Here is a 17669-nt window from a genome sequence, read left to right as displayed (position 1 = left end):
ACGCCGGACAGATCATTTTTTGATGGTTTTCACGCCATCAGGCCCGCCAATTAGCGCAATATCAGCACCGCGCGCGGCAAAAAGGCCCACGGTAACGACACCTGGCAAGGCGTTGATGGTTTTTTCCAGTTCAATGGGATCGAGAATGCGCAGATTATGCACATCGAGAATAATGTTGCCGTTATCGGTGACCACGTTCTGACGATACTCCGGCAAGCCGCCCATTTTCACCAGCTGACGCGCCACATAACTGCGCGCCATTGGGATCACCTCGACCGGCAGCGGGAAACGGCCCAGCACATCGACCTCTTTTGAAGCGTCAGCGATACAGATAAAGGTTTCAGCCACGGCGGCCACGATCTTTTCGCGCGTCAGCGCCGCGCCGCCGCCTTTGATCATCTGCATCTGTGGGTTGATCTCATCCGCGCCATCTACGTACACCGACAGCAGGTCAATCTCGTTCAGGTCGAACACCTGAATACCCAGGCTCTTCAGCTTCTGGGTTGAGGCATCCGAGCTGGAGACGGCACCTTCAATCTGATGCCTGACCGTGGCAAGCGCATCGATAAAGTGGGCAGCGGTGGATCCGGTACCCACACCAACAACGGTGCCCGGCTGCACGTACTCAAGTGCAGCCCAGCCAACGGCTTTTTTCAGTTCATCCTGGGTCATGGTATGTTTAAAACCTGTGCGACAACGAAGTGCGCGTAGTATAAAACAAGGCTTGCTGAAAATGCTCGGCTGACCGACGTGGATTTATCGCTTTGGAAGCCAGCCCACAAAAAACAAGAGAGCCATCACAGGTGATACTTTTGTGGCATAGTGACATCCATCCTGAAGGAGAGAGAAGAATAATGAAACGCCCGGATTATCGAACGCTTCAGGCGCTGGATTCAGTGATCCGCGAACGCGGATTTGAGCGTGCCGCTCAAAAATTATGTATCACCCAGTCAGCGGTTTCACAGCGTATCAAGCAGCTGGAGAATCTGTTTGGCCAGCCGCTGCTGGTGCGCACCGTGCCACCACGTCCGACCGAACAGGGTCAGAAACTGCTGGCATTGCTGCACCAGGTGGAACTGCTGGAAGAGGAGTGGCTGGGCGATGAGAACAGTGGCACCACGCCGCTGCTGCTGTCGCTGGCGGTCAATGCCGACAGTCTGGCGACCTGGCTGCTGCCTGCGCTGAAAGATGTGCTGGCAGATTCACCCGTACGCCTGAATCTGCAGGTCGAAGATGAAACCCGCACCCAGGAGCGTCTGCGTCGTGGTGAAGTGGTGGGTGCGGTGAGTATTCAGCCACAGCCGCTGCCCAGTTGCCTGGTGGATCAGCTCGGTGCGCTCGACTACCTGTTTGTGGCGTCGCGCGACTTTGCCGATCGCTTCTTCCCCAACGGCGTCACCCGCTCTGCCCTGCTGAAAGCGCCTGCGGTGGCGTTTGACCATCTTGATGATATGCATCAGGCCTTCCTGCAACAGAACTTTGATCTCTCACCGGGCAGTGTGCCCTGCCACATCGTGAACTCCTCTGAAGCCTTTGTGCAGATGGCGCGACAGGGTTCGACCTGCTGTATGATCCCGCATCTGCAGATTGAGCGTGAGCTGGCGAGCGGTGAGTTAATTGATCTGACGCCAGGCTTGTGTCAGCGCCGGATGCTCTACTGGCATCGTTTTGCACCGGAAAGCCGGTTAATGCGTCGGGTGACCGATGCGCTCATTGCGCATGGACATCGGGTGCTGCGTCAGGATGACGTCGCAGCCTGAAAACAAAAACGGGGCGAAAGCCCCGTTTTTACTGCTGACAAATTATGCCCCGAACAGCTGTAAGGATGGATTGGCTCAGGGAACAAGGTCAGATCCTGAGATTCATCGGCAGTCTTAACGGGGCATCAGCCCCGTTTTGCACTATGGCGTATTGGGCTTGATCTCAAACACCACATCAACCTGATCGTCAAAGTTAATGCTCTGCTGATCGTAGGTCTCCTGCGCCGAGGTATCTGCCGCTGCAGCCGCTTTATACATACGGTTCATCGGCATTGGCTGATAGTTAGCGACCTGATAACGAATGCTGTAGATCGATCCCAGCTTCGCGTTAAAGCCTTCAGCCAGCTGTGATGCCTGCTGAGTCGCATTTTTAATGGCTGCTTTACGCGCCTGCTCTTTGTAGCTCTCCGGATTTGCCACGCCTAACTCGACGCTACGCACCTCATTCAGACCGGACTTCAGCGCCCCGTCCAGCAGATCATTCAGCTTGTCCAGCTGACGCAGGGTTACCTGCACCTGACGCACCGCACGGTAGCCTTTCAGGACGGATTTACCCTCTTTGGTGTAATCGTACTCTGGCTGGGTGCTCAGGTTTGCCGCATCAATATCTTTCTTCTCAATGCCGTTTTTCTGCAGAAAATCGAAATATTGTGCAACCCGGCTATCCGCCTGCTTTTTCGCATCTGCGGCATCTTTTGACGACACGTTCACCACGATAGAGAGCGTGGCGATATCGGGACGGGCATCGACCGTTGCCTTGCCTGAGGTCACCACGTGTGGCCCGTTCGGTAACTCATCAGCGTGTACGCCAGGCAATGCCCCGGCGCTCATGATTGCGGCCAGAGCCAATGCTTTCAGTTTCATGAAAGTCCTCCTTGAAAAGGTACTATGACGGCTTCCAACCGGCGAAGCCCAACAGCGCATCGGTATGCGCCATGCTTTGAGTGGTCATTATGGCAAAAGTTCGGCCTCCGCGCGGCAATAACCGCATCGGATTGACGTTGGGATCAAAATCCGGCAATGCCCTGGCGCGCCAGCTGCAGGGCGATAAACCACATCACCGCGCCCACCAGCAGGTTAATGATACGCTGGGCTTTGGCGGTGCGCAGGCGTGGTGACAGCCAGGCGGCCAGCAGCGCCAGACCAAAGAACCACAGGATAGAGGCGCTGATGGTGCCCAGCGCAAACCACTGACGCGCAGTGGTGGTCGGCAACTGACCGCCAAGACTGCCCAGCACCACAAAGGTATCGAGATAGACGTGCGGATTGAGCCAGGTCACTGCCAGCAGCGTCGCGATAATGCGTCCCCTGCTCTGCTTTAATGGCTCACCGTCCGCCAGATCGGTGTCGCCGCGAAAAGCGCTACGCAGTGCGCCCCAGCCATACCACAACAGAAAGGCTACACCCGCCCAGGTGATCACCATCAGCAGCAGTGGAGACTGGCTCAGCAAGGCGCTGCCGCCAAAGATCCCACCGCAAATGAGCAGAATATCACTCAGCGAACAGAGGGCCGCCGTCATCAGATGATACTGACGCTTCACGCCCTGATTCATCACAAAAGCGTTCTGCGGCCCCAGCGGCAGAATCAGCGCGGCGCCCAGGGCAAGTCCCTGAAAATAGAGAGATAACACAGGATTAGTTCCTCACATCGTTAGAGGAGGAGAAGTATAAAGAGAGAGGATGATTAGCGGAAATTGAAAGAATTAATCTGCGATTAGCAAAATGAATGGGCGACGGAAGCCGCCCACTGAAAGATTACTGTGGCTGTGTCTCTGGCGTAGTTGCGTCGGACTGTCTGACACGGTGCAGATGCACATCCATCTGTGGATAAGGAATACCAATCCCTTTTCCATCCAGCGCACGCTTAAAGTTCTTCAGCAGATCCCAGTAAACGTCCTGCAGGTCGCCGCTGTTGCTCCAGCAACGCACCACAAAGTTCATTGAAGAAGCCGCCAGCTCATTCAGACCGACCTGCACGCCTTTATCCTGTAACACACGACTGTCGGCGTCGACCACTTCACGCAGCAGCGTCAGAACCTGATCAACATCCGCATCATAAGAGACGCCAATGATAAATTCATTGCGGCGTACCGGCTCACGCGAGAAGTTGATGATGTTTCCGGCGATGATTTTACCGTTAGGCACCACCACTCGCTTGCCGTCGGCTGACTTGAGCGTGGTAGAGAAGATCTGTACGTTCATTACCGTACCCATGATACCGCCCAGATCAACAAACTCACCGGCACGGAAGTGACGGAAAATCACCAGCAGCACGCCCGCAGCAAGGTTTGACAGCGAATCTTTTAATGCCAGACCCACAGCCAGACCGGCCGCACCGAGGATTGCGATGACCGAGGTTGTCTGTACCCCGATGCGCCCAAGTGCCGCGATCAGTGTGAATGCGATAATGCCGTAGCGCACCAGCGCCGACAAAAAGTCAGCAACGGTCGTATCAATGTGGCGTGCCTGCAGCAGACGATTAGCGGTGTTGGAGATGATGCGTGCAATCATCATCCCCACAACGATAATCGCAATGGCTGCGACAATGTTTACCGCATAGCTAATCAGAAGCTCCTGATTACGTACTATCCAGTTTCCCGCGTTATTGAGTTCACCGAGCATACCCGTATCCTGCATGTAACCATCCTGTAATTAAATTCCCAAGGGAAATGACACCACATTGTCAGAACCGCTCTGACAATCCCTGACAAAAGGGTAAACAATAAATGGCGGCGTGCCAAACCTGCATGACCTTTGACGCCATTCTGGCGAAAAAAGGTCAAAAAAAAGGCCCTTCCGGGCCTTTTTTGTACGGTAACGACTCTTCAGTTACAGCACGTCGACAGCGTTAAGCTCTTTGAAAGCCTGCTCAAGACGCACCACCATAGATGCCTGGGCTGAACGCAGCCAGACGCGTGGGTCGTAGTATTTTTTGTTTGGCTTGTCAGCGCCTTCCGGGTTACCCAGCTGCGACTGCAGATAGCCTTCGTTCTTTTTGTAGTACTGCAGGATGCCGTCCCAGGTTGCCCATTGGGTATCGGTATCGATGTTCATCTTGATCACGCCGTAGCTGATAGACTCTTCGATTTCTGCAGCAGAAGAACCTGAACCGCCGTGGAAAACGAAGTCCAGCGCGTTGTGCGGCAGGCCATGTTTTTCACACACATATTTCTGCGAATCGCGCAGAATGGTCGGAGTCAGTTTCACGTTGCCTGGCTTGTAAACGCCGTGAACGTTACCGAATGAGGCCGCAATGGTGAAGCGCGGGCTGATAGCATTCAGTTTTTCGTACGCGTAGTTCACATCTTCTGGCTGGGTATAGAGTGCAGATGCGTCCATGTGGCTGTTATCAACGCCATCTTCTTCACCACCGGTGCAGCCCAGTTCGATTTCCAGCGTCATGTCGAGTTTCGCCATGCGTGCCAGATATTTGCTGCTGATCTCGATGTTCTCTTCCAGTGACTCTTCTGACAGATCGATCATGTGAGAAGAGAAAAGTGGCTTACCGTTTTTCTGGAAGTACTCTTCACCTGCGTCCAGCAGACCGTCGATCCATGGCAGCAGTTTCTTGGCACAGTGGTCAGTGTGCAGGATAACCGGCACGCCATACTGCTCAGCCATCAGGTGGACATGGTGCGCACCCGCGATAGCGCCGAAAATTGCCGCGCCCTGTGGTTTGTCAGTCTTGAAGCCTTTACCCGCGATAAATGCAGCACCGCCGTTAGAGAACTGGATGATGATTGGCGCTTTAACTTTCGCCGCTGCTTCCAGTGCCGCATTGATGGAGTCAGTGCCGACGCAGTTTACGGCTGGCAGTGCGAATTTGTTCTCTTTCGCAACTTTGAAGATCTTCTGTACGTCATCACCAGTGACAACGCCGGGTTTTACGAAATCAAAAATTTTAGACATGATTGTGTCCTGTTTCGTGACCGTTGTTCCCCTTGAGGAACGTCGATTTAAACGCCCAGACGGGCAAGACTTCAGGCGATGCCGTCAGGCATCGCCCCCAAAGGATTACTGCTTCGCACGCTCTTCCAGCATGGCAACTGCAGGCAGTTTTTTGCCTTCCACGAACTCAAGGAACGCGCCGCCGCCGGTAGAGATGTAGGAAATTTTGTCTTCGATGCCGAACAGGTCGATAGCCGCTAAGGTATCGCCGCCGCCTGCAACAGAGAAGGCATCGCTGTCTGCAATGGCGTTAGCCACGATTTCGGTGCCTTTACGGAAATTAGGGAACTCAAACACGCCCACCGGGCCGTTCCACAGGATGGTTTTGGCATCCTTCAGGATGGCAGCCATCGCCTGTGCAGTTTCATCACCAAAGTCCATAATCTCTTCGTTATCCGCAACTTCCGAAACCTTTTTCACGGTAGCGGTCGCAGTTTCAGAGAATTCTGTGCCGACACGTGAGTCAGTTGGAACCGGAATGCCGTGCTGATCGCGCAGGCCTTTAGCCGCTTCAACGAAGTCTGGCTCATACAGAGATTTACCGACGTTGTTGTCGATAGCGACGAAGGTGTTGGCAATGCCGCCGCCCACAATCACGGTGTCCGCTATTTTGACCAGAGATTGCAGCACGTCAAATTTGGTAGAAACTTTAGAGCCCCCTACCACAGCCACCAGCGGACGCTCCGGGTTGCTCATGACTTTACCCAGCGCTTCCAGTTCTGCAGAGAGCAGCGGACCCGCACAGGCGATAGGGGCAAATTTGCCAACGCCGTGGGTAGAAGCCTGTGCGCGGTGCGCAGTACCAAAGGCGTCCATCACAAATACGTCGCACAGAGCAGCATATTTTTTAGACAGCGCTTCGTCATCTTTCTTTTCGCCTTTGTTAAAGCGAACGTTTTCCAGCACAACCAGCTCGCCAGCGCCGACTTCAACGCCATCAAGGTAATCTTTTGCCAGGGTCACGGTGGTGCCGCTAAGCTTGTCTTTCAGGTAGTTAACTACCGGCAGCAGCGAGAACTCTTCATTGTATTCACCTTCGGTCGGACGACCCAGGTGAGAGGTAACCATTACTTTCGCGCCCTGTTTCAACGCCGCTTCAATGGTTGGCAGAGAAGCACGGATACGTGCATCAGACGTCACTTTACCTTCTTTAACCGGTACGTTCAGATCGGCACGGATCAGAACGCGTTTACCAGCCAGATCCAGATCGGTCATCTTAATTACAGACATGGTGAATCCTCTCGTTGATTCTCATAAGTTTTGCCAGACGCATACCGCGTCTTACCTGAAACCGCTTGCGGCCATCGCTAACGTCGTGTCGAGCATTCGGTTAGCAAAGCCCCATTCGTTGTCACACCAGACCAGGGTCTTGATGAGGTGTTGACCGCTGACCCGCGTTTGTGTTCCGTCCACAATGGCACTGTGCGGATCATGGTTAAAATCTACTGAGACTAACGGTAATTCCGTATAGTCAACTATACCACGAAATGTCCCTTCTGCCGCGCTTCGCAACAGGGTGTTAACTTCACACGCCGTCACCGCCTGATGCACGGAAACGCTGAGATCAATGGCCGTCACGTTAATCGTCGGGACGCGAACGGCTATCGCCTCGAAGCGATCGTTGAATTTCGGAAAAATACGGGTAATGCCTGCCGCCAGGCGAGTGTCCACCGGGATGATCGACTGACTGGCTGCACGCGTACGGCGCAGATCGCTGTGATAGGCGTCGATCACCTGCTGATCGTGCATCGCTGAGTGGATCGTGGTGACGGTGCCGGATTCGATGCCAAACGCATCATCCAGCAGTTTAATCACCGGGATAATGCAGTTAGTGGTACAGGAAGCGTTGGAGACGATGCGGTCACTGGCGGTGAGTAACTGCTGGTTAACGCCATACACCACTGTGGCGTCGAGATCGTTTCCGCCGGGATGAGAGAACAGCACTTTTTTGGCGCCAGCCTGAAGATGCGCTTCGCCATCAGCGCGCGAGCCATAGACGCCGGTGCAGTCCAGCACCACATCCACATCGAGTTCACGCCACGGCAGATCGGCAATGGCTGCACGGTGCAAAATGCGCAGGGTATCGCCACCCACCCACATTACATCGCGCTCCTGGCGGACATCGAAAGCAAAACGGCCATGACTGGTATCGTATTTGAGCAGGTGCGCCATACCGGTGGCTTCTGCCAGCTCGTTAATCGCGACCACAGTGATCTCTGCACGTCGCCCCGTTTCATACAGCGCGCGCAGGACGTTGCGTCCAATCCGGCCAAAACCATTTATCGCTACCCGTACCGTCATTTCTCTCCTGCCACGTCAGACTGAAAAAAACGTGCCGTTAGCCTGAGCGTTTCACTGCATTTTGTACAGGAGATTCTTACCCGGCATTGTCCGAAACCAGGGCGATTCGCCTGGCGACTGAAACGGTTCAGCTACAATAATAGAAGGAAGGAATAACAGGAATGATTGTGATCAATCTGACTGCTTAAATTTGGATCTGCGTCACAAATTAAAGCAAAAGGCGGTTATTACTGCAGGAATAAAAAAGTAAAAGGGACGAAAATTTCGTCCCTCTGTTTTTACAGCCGGGCGGGAACAGGCCCGCCTGACCGGTTTTACGCCAGCAGCGCTTTCGCTTTCGCGACGACGTTGTCGACGGTAAAGCCAAACAGTTCGAACAGCTGATCGGCAGGTGCCGATTCGCCGAAGCTGGTCATACCCACGATAGCGCCGTTCAGGCCGGTGTATTTGAACCAGTAATCAGCGATGCCCGCTTCGATTGCGACGCGTGCGCTGACCGCTTTTGGCAGCACGGATTCACGGTACTCATCGCTCTGCTTGTCGAAGGCATCCGTTGATGGCATAGAGACCACGCGCACTTTGCGGCCTTCGCTGGTGAGTTTGTCCCAGGCACCGACTGCCAGTTCAACTTCGGAACCAGTGGCGATCAGGATCAGCTCAGGCGTGCCATCGCAATCTTTCAGCACGTAACCGCCGCGCGCTACGTTAGCCAGCTGTGCCGTGTCACGCTCCTGCTGCGCCAGGTTCTGACGAGAGAAGATCAGCGCAGTCGGGCCATCTTTACGCTCAATGGCATATTTCCACGCCACCGCAGATTCAACCTGGTCACATGGACGCCACAGGCTCATGTTTGGCGTGGTGCGCAGGCTCGCCATCTGTTCAACCGGCTGGTGCGTCGGGCCATCTTCGCCCAGACCGATAGAGTCGTGGGTGTAGACCATGATCTGACGGATCTTCATCAGTGCCGCCATACGCGCTGCGTTACGCGCATATTCAACGAACATCAGGAAGGTCGCGGTGTAAGGCAGGAAGCCGCCGTGCAGCGCCAGGCCATTAGCGATTGCGGTCATACCGAACTCACGCACGCCGTAGTGGATGTAGTTACCCGCAGCATCTTCGTTGATCGGCTTAGAGCCCGACCAGATTGTCAGGTTGCTGGGTGCCAGATCGGCTGAGCCGCCCAGGTATTCCGGCAGAATTTTACCGAAAGCTTCGATAGCATTCTGTGAGGCTTTACGGCTGGCGATCTTCGCCGGGTTCGCCTGCAGCTGTTCAACGAACTTCTGCGACTCTTCCTGCCAGTTAGCTGGCAGTTCGTTGCTGACGCGGCGTTTAAACTCGGCAGCCAGTTCAGGATGAGCCTGTGCGTAAGCGGCGAATTTCTCATTCCATGCAGACTCTTTCGCCTGGCCCGCTTCTTTCGCGTCCCACTCAGCGTAGATATCAGAAGGAATAACGAACGGCGCGTGGGTCCAGCCCAGCTGTTTGCGGGTCAGTGCTACTTCGTCATCACCCAGCGGTGCGCCGTGCGAATCATGGGTACCCGCTTTGTTCGGTGAACCAAAACCGATAACGGTTTTGCACATCAGCAGTGAAGGCTTGTCGCTGACGCTTTTCGCTTCCTCGATCGCTTTAGCAATCGCATCCGCATCGTGACCATCGACGCCGCGCACCACGTGCCAGCCGTAAGCTTCAAAGCGCTTAGCGGTGTCGTCGGTGAACCAGCCATCAATGTGACCGTCGATAGAGATACCGTTGTCATCATAAAACGCCACCAGTTTGCCCAGCTTCAGCGAACCGGCCAGTGAGCAGACTTCGTGCGAGATACCTTCCATCATGCAGCCATCACCCATGAAGACATAGGTGTTGTGGTCTACGATGTCATGACCCGGACGGTTGAACTGTGCTGCCAGCGTGCGCTCAGCAATAGCAAAACCTACTGCATTAGCAATGCCCTGCCCCAGCGGACCGGTAGTGGTTTCAACACCCACGGTGTAGCCATATTCCGGGTGACCTGGAGTTTTTGAGTGCAGCTGACGGAAGTTTTCCAGTTCGCTCAGGGGCAGATCGTAACCGGTCAGGTGCAACAGGCTATAGATCAGCATTGAGCCGTGACCGTTAGAGAGCACGAAACGGTCGCGGTCAGCCCACAGCCGGTTGGTTGGGTTGTGGTTCAGGTAGCCGCGCCAGAGTACTTCAGCGATGTCCGCCATGCCCATTGGGGCACCCGGATGTCCCGATTTCGCTTTCTGTACTGCATCCATACTTAACGCACGAATGGCGTTGGCAAGCTCTTTACGAGAGGGCATTTTCTACTCCAGGTCGGATTAATGCTTCGCACCTTAACTTATTGTTATTAATGAGTTACCGGGCAAAACAAGGAAAAAGTTGCCCATCAATGTACATGAGAAACGGGGCAAAAGTACATGCTGTAAAACGCTAAATGCAGCCGCTTCGTATGGCTTTTCCAGCCATATCTGCTAGCAAAGTGCAGACTGGCACGCTATAACCAAATCGTTTATTCACCTGGCTGAGTTTCAGGTGTTTGTTTTTCTTACCTTGTTATGAATGGGATACAGCATGAAAATCAAAAAAATGGTGTTAGCGCTTGGACTGACGACGCTGCTGAGTGGCTGTCAGGGTTTAGACAACAATGCGCTGATGCAGTCGGGCGCGCAGGCGTATCAGGCTTATACCCTCAGCGACGATCAGGTAAAGCAGCTGAGCGATAAATCCTGTGAGCAGATGGACAAAGATAATCAGATTGCGCCTGCTAACAGTGATTATCAGCAGCGTCTGAACAAGATCGCTGCGGCGCTGGGCGATAACATCAACGGCGTACCGGCTAACTACAAGGTTTATCAGACCAAAGATGTCAACGCCTGGGCGATGGCAAACGGCTGTATTCGCGTTTACAGCGGTCTGATGGATATGATGACTGACAATGAAGTGGAAGGCGTGCTGGGTCATGAGATGGGCCACGTTGCGTTAGGGCATACGCGCAAGGCGATGCAGCTGGCATATGCCACAACCGCGGCCCGCACCGCAGCCGCCTCGGTTGGCGGCGTGATTGGTTCACTGTCGCAGTCGCAACTGGGTGAAATGGGTGAAAAACTGGTGAATGCGCAGTTCTCCCAGACGCAGGAGTCACAGGCGGATGACTACTCCTACGACCTGATGAAGAAGCGCAATATCGATCCAATGGGCCTGGCCACCAGCTTTGAAAAGCTGGCGAAGATGGAACAGGGACGTCAGAGTTCGATGTTTGACTCGCATCCCGCCTCTGAAGCGCGCGCAGCGCATATTCGTGAGCGAATTGCTGCCGACAGCAAGTAATCCCGCCTCTGAGCGCGCATGCATCCGGCGTGCGCGCTTAGCCGTGCGAACTCCGCTAGCGCTTAAATATCTGATCCACCATCGAGCCCAGATCCAGCTTATTGTCATGCAGCGCCTGTTCATCCATGTGTCCCTGCGGCGACATTTTATCAATCAGCTGCGGCAATAGCGCGGCCAGCGTACCCGATGCCCCTTTCACATCGGTGCCGAGTTTGTCGGCCAGTGACTGCAGTTCATCCTGACCAAAAGCAGACTGAATCTCACTGTGGCCAACCGGATGGTTATCGCCGGTGCCGATCCAGGAACCAAACACCTCACCCAGCCCGCCCTGCTGAAATTTTTGCAGCAGCACTTCAATACCGCCCTGCTCCTGCACCCAATGCCAGACAGCCTGTAACTGTCCCGGCGGATGCCCTTCACTCTGGTTGCCATCCAGTGCGCCAGCCAGTTCATCAAGAAAGCCCATGATTATCTCCACTACGCCATTTTTACGCTGTAAGTTTAGTTGCAGATAGGGGTTCGCGCCTGACGGTTACCCGTCGGGGTCAGAAGGGAATCAATCGGATCATGGCAAAGAGAGGAAGATCACAGCAGCGGCCCGCCCGACGGACAGGACGCCGCGTTCAGCGCCTGCCGGACTGAAGCCGGCAGGCAGCAGGCATCAGCCTTTGTTCACAGCCTGAACATGCAGCATATCCAGCGCCAGGGTAGCCGCCGCCAGTGCCGTCAGATTAGCATGATCGTAACCCGGTGCGACTTCCACCAGATCCATGCCGACAATGTTCATGCCCTGCAGGCCACGGATCAGTTTGGTCGCTTTATCGGTGGTCAGGCCGCCAATCACCGGCGTGCCGGTGCCAGGCGCATGCGCCGGATCCAGACAGTCGATATCGAAGGTCAGATAGACCGGCAGATCGCCGACGGTGCGTTTCACTTCGGCGAGGATATCGTCAACGCTGCGGTCGTTGACCTGCGCCGCATCCAGCACGTTGAAACCCAGGCTCTTGTCGAATTCGGTACGGATACCAATCTGCACTGAGTGCTGCGGATCGATCAGACCCTCTTTCGGCGCGGTAAAGAACATGGTGCCGTGGTCAAAGGTCGGGCCGTTGGAGTAGGTGTCGGTATGCGCATCAAAGTGCACCAGCGCCATCTTGCCGAAGTGTTTTGCATGGGCGCGCAGCAGTGGCAGTGTGACGTAATGGTCGCCGCCAAAGGTCATCATGCGCTTGCCATTGGCCAGCAGTTTTTCAGCATGGGCCTGCAATTTGTCGGAGAGATCCTGCGAATCACCGAAGGCGTAAACCAGATCGCCGCAATCGACGACGTTCAGACGCTGACGCAGGTCGAAATCCCACGGCCAGCGGCAGCCTTCCCAGGCCAGATTGGTGGAGATCTGGCGAATCGCGCCCGGACCCAGGCGGCTGCCCGGACGACCCGAGGTCGCGGCATCAAACGGCACGCCGGTGATAACCCACTCGGCGTCGCTGTCGTAAGGCTGAAAATTCAGCGGAAAACGCATGAAACCAAAGGCGTTAGAAACCAGGGAGTTGTCGTACTGATTGCCAAGCGTGTTATACATAATTGCTCTCTCTATGTGCGTAAGTCGGGCCAGCCCGCAAACCATTAAGGTTGAGATGAAAAAAATCCCCTCCGCGTCGTTAGGCCCGACGAGGAAGGGATTGAGTGAGTCAGATTATCGACATAGTTAACGGCAACTGCAATATGCGATTACCGGACGCCAGGATCGATTATTCATCTTCTAAATAGGTATAGCCGTAGAGGCCGCTCTCGAACTCTTCCAGGAACTGCGCACGCAGCTCTTCGTCGAGATCGGATGCCTGAACCTGATTGCGGAACAGCGCCATCAGCTCGTTGGGATCAAGCTGCACGTAACGCAGCATGTCCGCCACAGTGTCGCCTTCATCGGAGAGCTGCACTTCCACATCGCCATTTTCGCGTGCGTAGACATCCACCGCTTCGGTGTCACCAAACAGGTTATGCATGTTGCCCAGAATTTCCTGATAAGCACCCACCATAAAGAAGCCCAGCATGGGTGGGTTATCAAGGTCATATTCCGGCATCGGCATGGTCGTCGCGATACCGTCGCCATCCACGTAGTGATCGATGGTGCCATCGGAGTCACAGGTGATGTCGAGCAGCACGGCACGGCGCTCCGGCTTCTTGTTCAGCCCTTCCAGCGGCAGTACCGGGAACAGCTGATCGATACCCCACGCATCCGGCATTGACTGGAACAGCGAGAAGTTAACGTAGATCTTATCCGCCATCCGCTCCTGCAGTTCGTCGATGATTGGACGGTGTGCACGGTTGCTCGGATCGAGATGCTGCTGAATATAGTGGCAGATGCTCAGATAGAGTTGCTCAGCCCAGGAACGCTGCTTGAGATCGTAGGTACCTGACGAGTAGCCGGTATGGATATCAAACAGATCCATCTGGCTGTCATGCAGCCATTCACGCAGCGAACGGCGGGTACTTGGCTCGTGCATCTCCTGCCAGGTTTCCCACATGCTGAGGATCGGGCGCGGCGCATCCGCATCCGGCGTTTCAGGTTCGCTGAACTCGTTGCGCTCCACACCAATGATGTTGGAGACCAGCACCGTGTGGTGCGCGGTTACGGCACGGCCCGACTCGGTGATCACCGTCGGATGCTCCAGACCGTGCTCATCACAGGCAGCACCAATCGCCCAGATTACGTTGTTGGCGTACTCATTCAGGCCGTAGTTGACCGAGCAGTCAGACTGCGAGCGCGTTCCTTCGTAATCGACGCCCAGACCGCCGCCGACGTCGAAACATTTGATGTTGACGCCCAGCTTAGCCAGTTCGACATAGAAGCGCGCCGACTCACGCACGCCGGTAGCGATGTCGCGGATATTGGACATCTGCGAACCCAGATGGAAATGCAGCAGCTGCAGGCTGTCGATGCGGCCTGCTTCACGCATGATCTCAACCAGTTTCAGCACCTGGGTGGCTGACAGGCCAAACTTCGACTTTTCGCCGCCGCTCGACTGCCATTTACCGGAGCCCTGCGAAGCCAGACGCGCACGGATACCAAGACGCGGCACCACATTCAGACGCTCTGCTTCTTCCAGCACCAGCCGCACTTCGGTCATCTTCTCCAGCACCAGATAGACCTTATGGCCCATCTTCTCGCCGATCAGCGCCAGACGAATATATTCGCGATCTTTATAGCCGTTACAGACGATCACCGAACGGGTCTGACCGGCGTGCGCCAGCACCGCCATCAGCTCGGCTTTTGAGCCCGCTTCCAGTCCCAGCGGTTCGCCGGAGTGGATCAGTGACTCAATCACGCGTTTGTGCTGGTTAACTTTAATCGGGTAAACCAGGAAGTAGTCGCCTTTGTAACCGTAGGATTCACGCGCACGTTTAAAGGCGGCGTTAATGGAACGCAGACGGTGTTGCAGGATCTGCGGGAAGCAGAATAAAGCAGGCAGACGCTGGCCCTGCGCTTCGCGCTCTTTGACCAGACGAGCTAAATCGACGCGCACGTCAGGACGATCCGGATCGGGGCAGACACTGATGTGGCCCAGTTCGTTAACGTCATAATAGTTGTTGCCCCACCAGGCGATGTTGTACGTACGCAACATTTTGCTCGCATCCTGATCGTTCATTGCAACCTCCTGCATAGAGCGGAGTGTACCCTGTTCGCCAGCTGACGAACCTTTGATATTCTTCATGTCGTCAGACATCGCGAACCTCAATTTTCCGTTGAAAGATGAAACTGTTAACCGGCTTTATGGCCGCTAATCTGAAAACCTGTTGCCACATTAAACGCAATGTCCTGTTCACCTGACGTTGCCGTCAGCGCGATTCACGCATGAGAGTTAAGTGTAAAACACCCGGGCCATCTCCGTTTAAACAGAGAACATTTAACTGATCTGTATTGACCATGGATAACCTGCGTCGTTCCGCTGCGCGGGCGCAGAGAAGAGACAAAACCGATCGAGCAGAGATAAAGATTAGCCTGCGCCTGTGTCGGTAAAATTACCGCATCGGACATCGCGTCGGCAGGAAAGAGAAACAGATGGGAGGCAGGAGAGAGCCAGCGCAGCGCCGCAGCGCAGAGAACCGGAAGAAGAAAAAGCGTGGTTCATTACTTGTATCACCTCCGCATATGCCAGGGGCACATGGAAAACAACCTGGGTGAAAGCCAGACCAGAGTCTGACAGGCGCGACGCAAACAGTGGCGTCATCCTTGCTGATGCTATCAAAGCAGCGGCGTTTTATACAGTTTACCGCCGTAAAATGCAAAAATATTATCGGGGAATTGCGTGTAGCGTCAGCAAATTATGCCGATAACAGAGACAGGTTAAATGCTGAAACAGAAAAAGGGCTGGTAATTGGTTTATCCTCTATCCTAAAATAGCCATCCAGATGGTTTTCCATCTAAACAGGTTACTATCCAGGCGGTGTTGGCCTGCTGTGCTGACACAACCTCACTGCTCGCGGCTTTGCCTGAAGGGGCGTCAGGTCAGACCACCTCACTGGCGCTATGCAGTCGTACTCAAACCATATTTAAGGTAAAGAATAGAATGGCTAAACACCTTTTTACGTCCGAGTCTGTATCAGAAGGACATCCCGATAAAATCGCCGACCAGATCTCCGATGCTGTGCTGGATGCGATCCTTGAACAGGATCCTAAAGCGCGCGTGGCCTGCGAAACCTACGTTAAAACCGGTATGGTGCTGGTTGGCGGTGAAATCACCACCAGCGCCTGGGTCGATATCGAAGAGATCACCCGTAAAACCGTACGTGAAATCGGCTATGTCCATTCCGATATGGGCTTTGACGCCAACTCCTGCGCGGTATTAAGCGCGATTGGTAAACAGTCTCAGGATATCAATCAGGGCGTTGACCGTACCGATCCGCTGGAACAGGGCGCGGGCGACCAGGGCCTGATGTTCGGCTATGCCACTAACGAAACAGACGTGCTGATGCCTGCGCCGGTGACCTATGCGCACCGTCTGGTACAGCGTCAGGCTGAAGTGCGTAAAAATGGCACCCTGCCGTGGCTGCGTCCGGATGCCAAGAGCCAGGTCACTTTCCAGTATGACGATGGCAAAATCGTGGGCATCGATGCAGTTGTGCTCTCTACCCAGCATGCTGAATCCATCAGCCAGAAAGATCTGCAGGAAGCGGTGATGGAAGAGATCATCAAGCCGGTTCTGCCCGCAGAGTGGCTGAGCGCCTCGACCAAATATCACATCAACCCAACCGGTCGCTTTGTGATCGGCGGCCCGATGGGCGATTGCGGTCTGACCGGTCGTAAAATTATCGTAGACACCTACGGCGGCATGGCGCGTCACGGTGGCGGTGCGTTCTCAGGTAAAGATCCGTCTAAAGTTGACCGCTCTGCAGCCTATGCGGCGCGTTACGTGGCGAAAAACATCGTAGCGGCCGGTCTGGCTGACCGTTGTGAAATCCAGGTCTCCTACGCTATCGGCGTGGCAGAACCTACTTCTATCATGGTGGAAACCTTCGGCACCGAGAAAATCTCTACCGAACAGCTGACGCTGCTGGTGCGCGAGTTCTTCGACCTGCGTCCATATGGTCTGATCCAGATGCTGGATCTGCTGCACCCAATCTATAAAGAGACCGCAGCTTACGGTCACTTTGGTCGTGAACATTTCCCATGGGAAAAAACCGACAAAGCTGCCCTGCTGCGTGAAGCGGCTGGCCTGTAAGGTTACCGGCTGCTGATAAAAACCCTGCCACTGAGGCCTGATGCTGGTCAGTTAAGATTAGCTTTGTAAAGGCTGCCACGGTCAAACGTGGCAGCCTTTTTTTCTGGGCGAGCGAGCCGCAGTACGGGCCAGCGCACCTCTGCTGCTGCCGGGCCGTCCTCGCGCCGCTCACGCGGTACCTTCGGCTTTGACGTCGTGCCGACGAACCGTCACGCCTCAGCGCTGCGGATAGCCCTTTCAGCAGCAGAGGCGCTCAGGCCTCCACTCTCGTGCCCTTTTTAACAATACACACTGAAGTTTCAGAGCAGGCCGGGGCCGGGCAGGGGCAGGCAATCCGCAGCGCTGAACAGAATGAGTCTGCCAGGAGAGCCCGCAGGACGCGGGCGAAAGGCGGGGCGGCACAGGATGTGCCATCCCCGGCGGTCCGTCAGGCAGAGGAATGACGTGAAGGAACCGCGCAGCGGCGCGAGGACCGCCAGCCCCTGCCCGGCACCAGACTGCGTTATCACCTGTCGCTTAACTGACTGGCATTATGCTACTGCGGCAGGGTGTTTTATTGCCTTTTCAGCCCCATTGCTAACCGGAGCAATTTTGCTCCCGC

The 17669-nt window shown here is 54.9% G+C and carries 14 protein-coding genes; 3 read left to right on the top strand and 11 right to left on the bottom strand.

The genetic code is table 11. The features are described 5' to 3' along the window. Positions 1-12: 12 nt before the first annotated feature. Complete coding sequence (rpiA, locus tag FOV68_RS14025) at positions 13-672, bottom strand: ribose-5-phosphate isomerase RpiA (RefSeq protein WP_010248819.1); 660 nt, start codon at positions 670-672, stop codon at positions 13-15. Positions 673-854: 182 nt separating this feature from the next. Here rpiA and FOV68_RS14020 point away from each other — a divergent pair, with 182 nt between their 5' ends. Further along, positions 855-1760 (top strand): LysR family transcriptional regulator ArgP, encoded by a 906-nt coding sequence (locus FOV68_RS14020; protein WP_010248822.1) that lies wholly within the window; start codon positions 855-857, stop codon positions 1758-1760. A 141-nt stretch (positions 1761-1901) separates the two neighbouring features. Here FOV68_RS14020 and FOV68_RS14015 read toward each other — a convergent pair whose 3' ends face one another. The 7 genes from FOV68_RS14015 to tkt form a co-directional block, all read right to left on the bottom strand. Then, entirely contained in the window at positions 1902-2624 is a 723-nt protein-coding gene (locus FOV68_RS14015; RefSeq protein ID WP_010248826.1) for an oxidative stress defense protein, read from the bottom strand. Between the two features lie 143 nt (positions 2625-2767). After that, positions 2768-3391: an arginine exporter ArgO gene (gene argO, locus FOV68_RS14010; RefSeq protein ID WP_039389202.1), complete on the bottom strand. Its 624-nt coding sequence runs from the start codon at positions 3389-3391 to the stop codon at positions 2768-2770. Between the two features lie 124 nt (positions 3392-3515). Continuing rightward, positions 3516-4397 (bottom strand): small-conductance mechanosensitive channel MscS, encoded by an 882-nt coding sequence (gene mscS / locus FOV68_RS14005; RefSeq protein WP_031592556.1) that lies wholly within the window; start codon positions 4395-4397, stop codon positions 3516-3518. Between the two features lie 192 nt (positions 4398-4589). Further along, positions 4590-5669, bottom strand: a complete 1080-nt coding sequence (gene fbaA / locus FOV68_RS14000) for a class II fructose-bisphosphate aldolase (RefSeq protein WP_010248835.1) — start codon at positions 5667-5669, stop codon at positions 4590-4592. Between the two features lie 105 nt (positions 5670-5774). After that, on the bottom strand, positions 5775-6938 hold the full coding sequence (gene pgk, locus FOV68_RS13995; RefSeq protein ID WP_010248837.1) for a phosphoglycerate kinase: 1164 nt from the start codon (positions 6936-6938) through the stop codon (positions 5775-5777). Between the two features lie 51 nt (positions 6939-6989). Next, positions 6990-8009, bottom strand: a complete 1020-nt coding sequence (epd, locus tag FOV68_RS13990) for an erythrose-4-phosphate dehydrogenase (RefSeq protein WP_010248839.1) — start codon at positions 8007-8009, stop codon at positions 6990-6992. Positions 8010-8323: 314 nt separating this feature from the next. Continuing rightward, positions 8324-10318, bottom strand: coding sequence for a transketolase (gene tkt / locus FOV68_RS13985; RefSeq protein WP_143991081.1), 1995 nt, complete (start codon positions 10316-10318; stop codon positions 8324-8326). Positions 10319-10589: 271 nt separating this feature from the next. On the opposite strand from tkt, the gene FOV68_RS13980 reads away from it, so the two are divergent. Continuing rightward, positions 10590-11345, top strand: a complete 756-nt coding sequence (locus FOV68_RS13980; RefSeq protein WP_031592558.1) for a M48 family metallopeptidase — start codon at positions 10590-10592, stop codon at positions 11343-11345. Positions 11346-11400: 55 nt separating this feature from the next. Here the strand turns inward: FOV68_RS13980 and FOV68_RS13975 are convergent, their stop codons facing one another. The 3 genes from FOV68_RS13975 to speA form a co-directional block, all read right to left on the bottom strand. Further along, the gene (locus FOV68_RS13975) at positions 11401-11811 is read right to left on the bottom strand and encodes a YidB family protein (protein ID WP_010248845.1); all 411 of its coding nucleotides are present in this window, start codon (positions 11809-11811) and stop codon (positions 11401-11403) included. A gap of 195 nt (positions 11812-12006) precedes the next feature. After that, positions 12007-12927 (bottom strand): agmatinase, encoded by a 921-nt coding sequence (gene speB / locus FOV68_RS13970; protein ID WP_143991080.1) that lies wholly within the window; start codon positions 12925-12927, stop codon positions 12007-12009. 169 nt (positions 12928-13096) lie between these two features. Next, on the bottom strand, positions 13097-15073 hold the full coding sequence (speA, locus tag FOV68_RS13965) for a biosynthetic arginine decarboxylase (protein ID WP_010248849.1): 1977 nt from the start codon (positions 15071-15073) through the stop codon (positions 13097-13099). Positions 15074-15916: 843 nt separating this feature from the next. Between speA and metK the strand changes: the two genes are divergently transcribed. After that, positions 15917-17068 (top strand): methionine adenosyltransferase, encoded by a 1152-nt coding sequence (metK, locus tag FOV68_RS13960; RefSeq protein ID WP_010248851.1) that lies wholly within the window; start codon positions 15917-15919, stop codon positions 17066-17068. Positions 17069-17669 lie beyond the last annotated feature (601 nt).

The organism is Pantoea sp. paga (assembly GCF_007558755.1).
In the GTDB taxonomy this organism is placed as follows: Bacteria; Pseudomonadota; Gammaproteobacteria; order Enterobacterales; family Enterobacteriaceae; genus Pantoea; species Pantoea agglomerans.
The sequence above is the reverse complement of the archived record's forward strand: the minus strand, read 5'-3'. Positions and strand labels throughout refer to the sequence as shown.

Excerpts from the sequence above, each read along its gene's own strand:
- fbaA (WP_010248835.1), bottom strand. The coding sequence starts at position 5,669 with ATGTCTAAAATTTTTGATTTCGTAAAACCCGGCGTTGTCACTGGTGAT.
- FOV68_RS13980 (WP_031592558.1), top strand. The coding sequence starts at position 10,590 with ATGAAAATCAAAAAAATGGTGTTAGCGCTTGGACTGACGACGCTGCTG.
- speB (WP_143991080.1), bottom strand. The coding sequence starts at position 12,927 with ATGTATAACACGCTTGGCAATCAGTACGACAACTCCCTGGTTTCTAAC.
- rpiA (WP_010248819.1), bottom strand. The coding sequence starts at position 672 with ATGACCCAGGATGAACTGAAAAAAGCCGTTGGCTGGGCTGCACTTGAG.
- pgk (WP_010248837.1), bottom strand. The coding sequence starts at position 6,938 with ATGTCTGTAATTAAGATGACCGATCTGGATCTGGCTGGTAAACGCGTT.
- speA (WP_010248849.1), bottom strand. The coding sequence starts at position 15,073 with ATGTCTGACGACATGAAGAATATCAAAGGTTCGTCAGCTGGCGAACAG.
- metK (WP_010248851.1), top strand. The coding sequence starts at position 15,917 with ATGGCTAAACACCTTTTTACGTCCGAGTCTGTATCAGAAGGACATCCC.
- FOV68_RS14015 (WP_010248826.1), bottom strand. The coding sequence starts at position 2,624 with ATGAAACTGAAAGCATTGGCTCTGGCCGCAATCATGAGCGCCGGGGCA.
- tkt (WP_143991081.1), bottom strand. The coding sequence starts at position 10,318 with ATGCCCTCTCGTAAAGAGCTTGCCAACGCCATTCGTGCGTTAAGTATG.
- epd (WP_010248839.1), bottom strand. The coding sequence starts at position 8,009 with ATGACGGTACGGGTAGCGATAAATGGTTTTGGCCGGATTGGACGCAAC.
- FOV68_RS14020 (WP_010248822.1), top strand. The coding sequence starts at position 855 with ATGAAACGCCCGGATTATCGAACGCTTCAGGCGCTGGATTCAGTGATC.
- mscS (WP_031592556.1), bottom strand. The coding sequence starts at position 4,397 with ATGCAGGATACGGGTATGCTCGGTGAACTCAATAACGCGGGAAACTGG.
- FOV68_RS13975 (WP_010248845.1), bottom strand. The coding sequence starts at position 11,811 with ATGGGCTTTCTTGATGAACTGGCTGGCGCACTGGATGGCAACCAGAGT.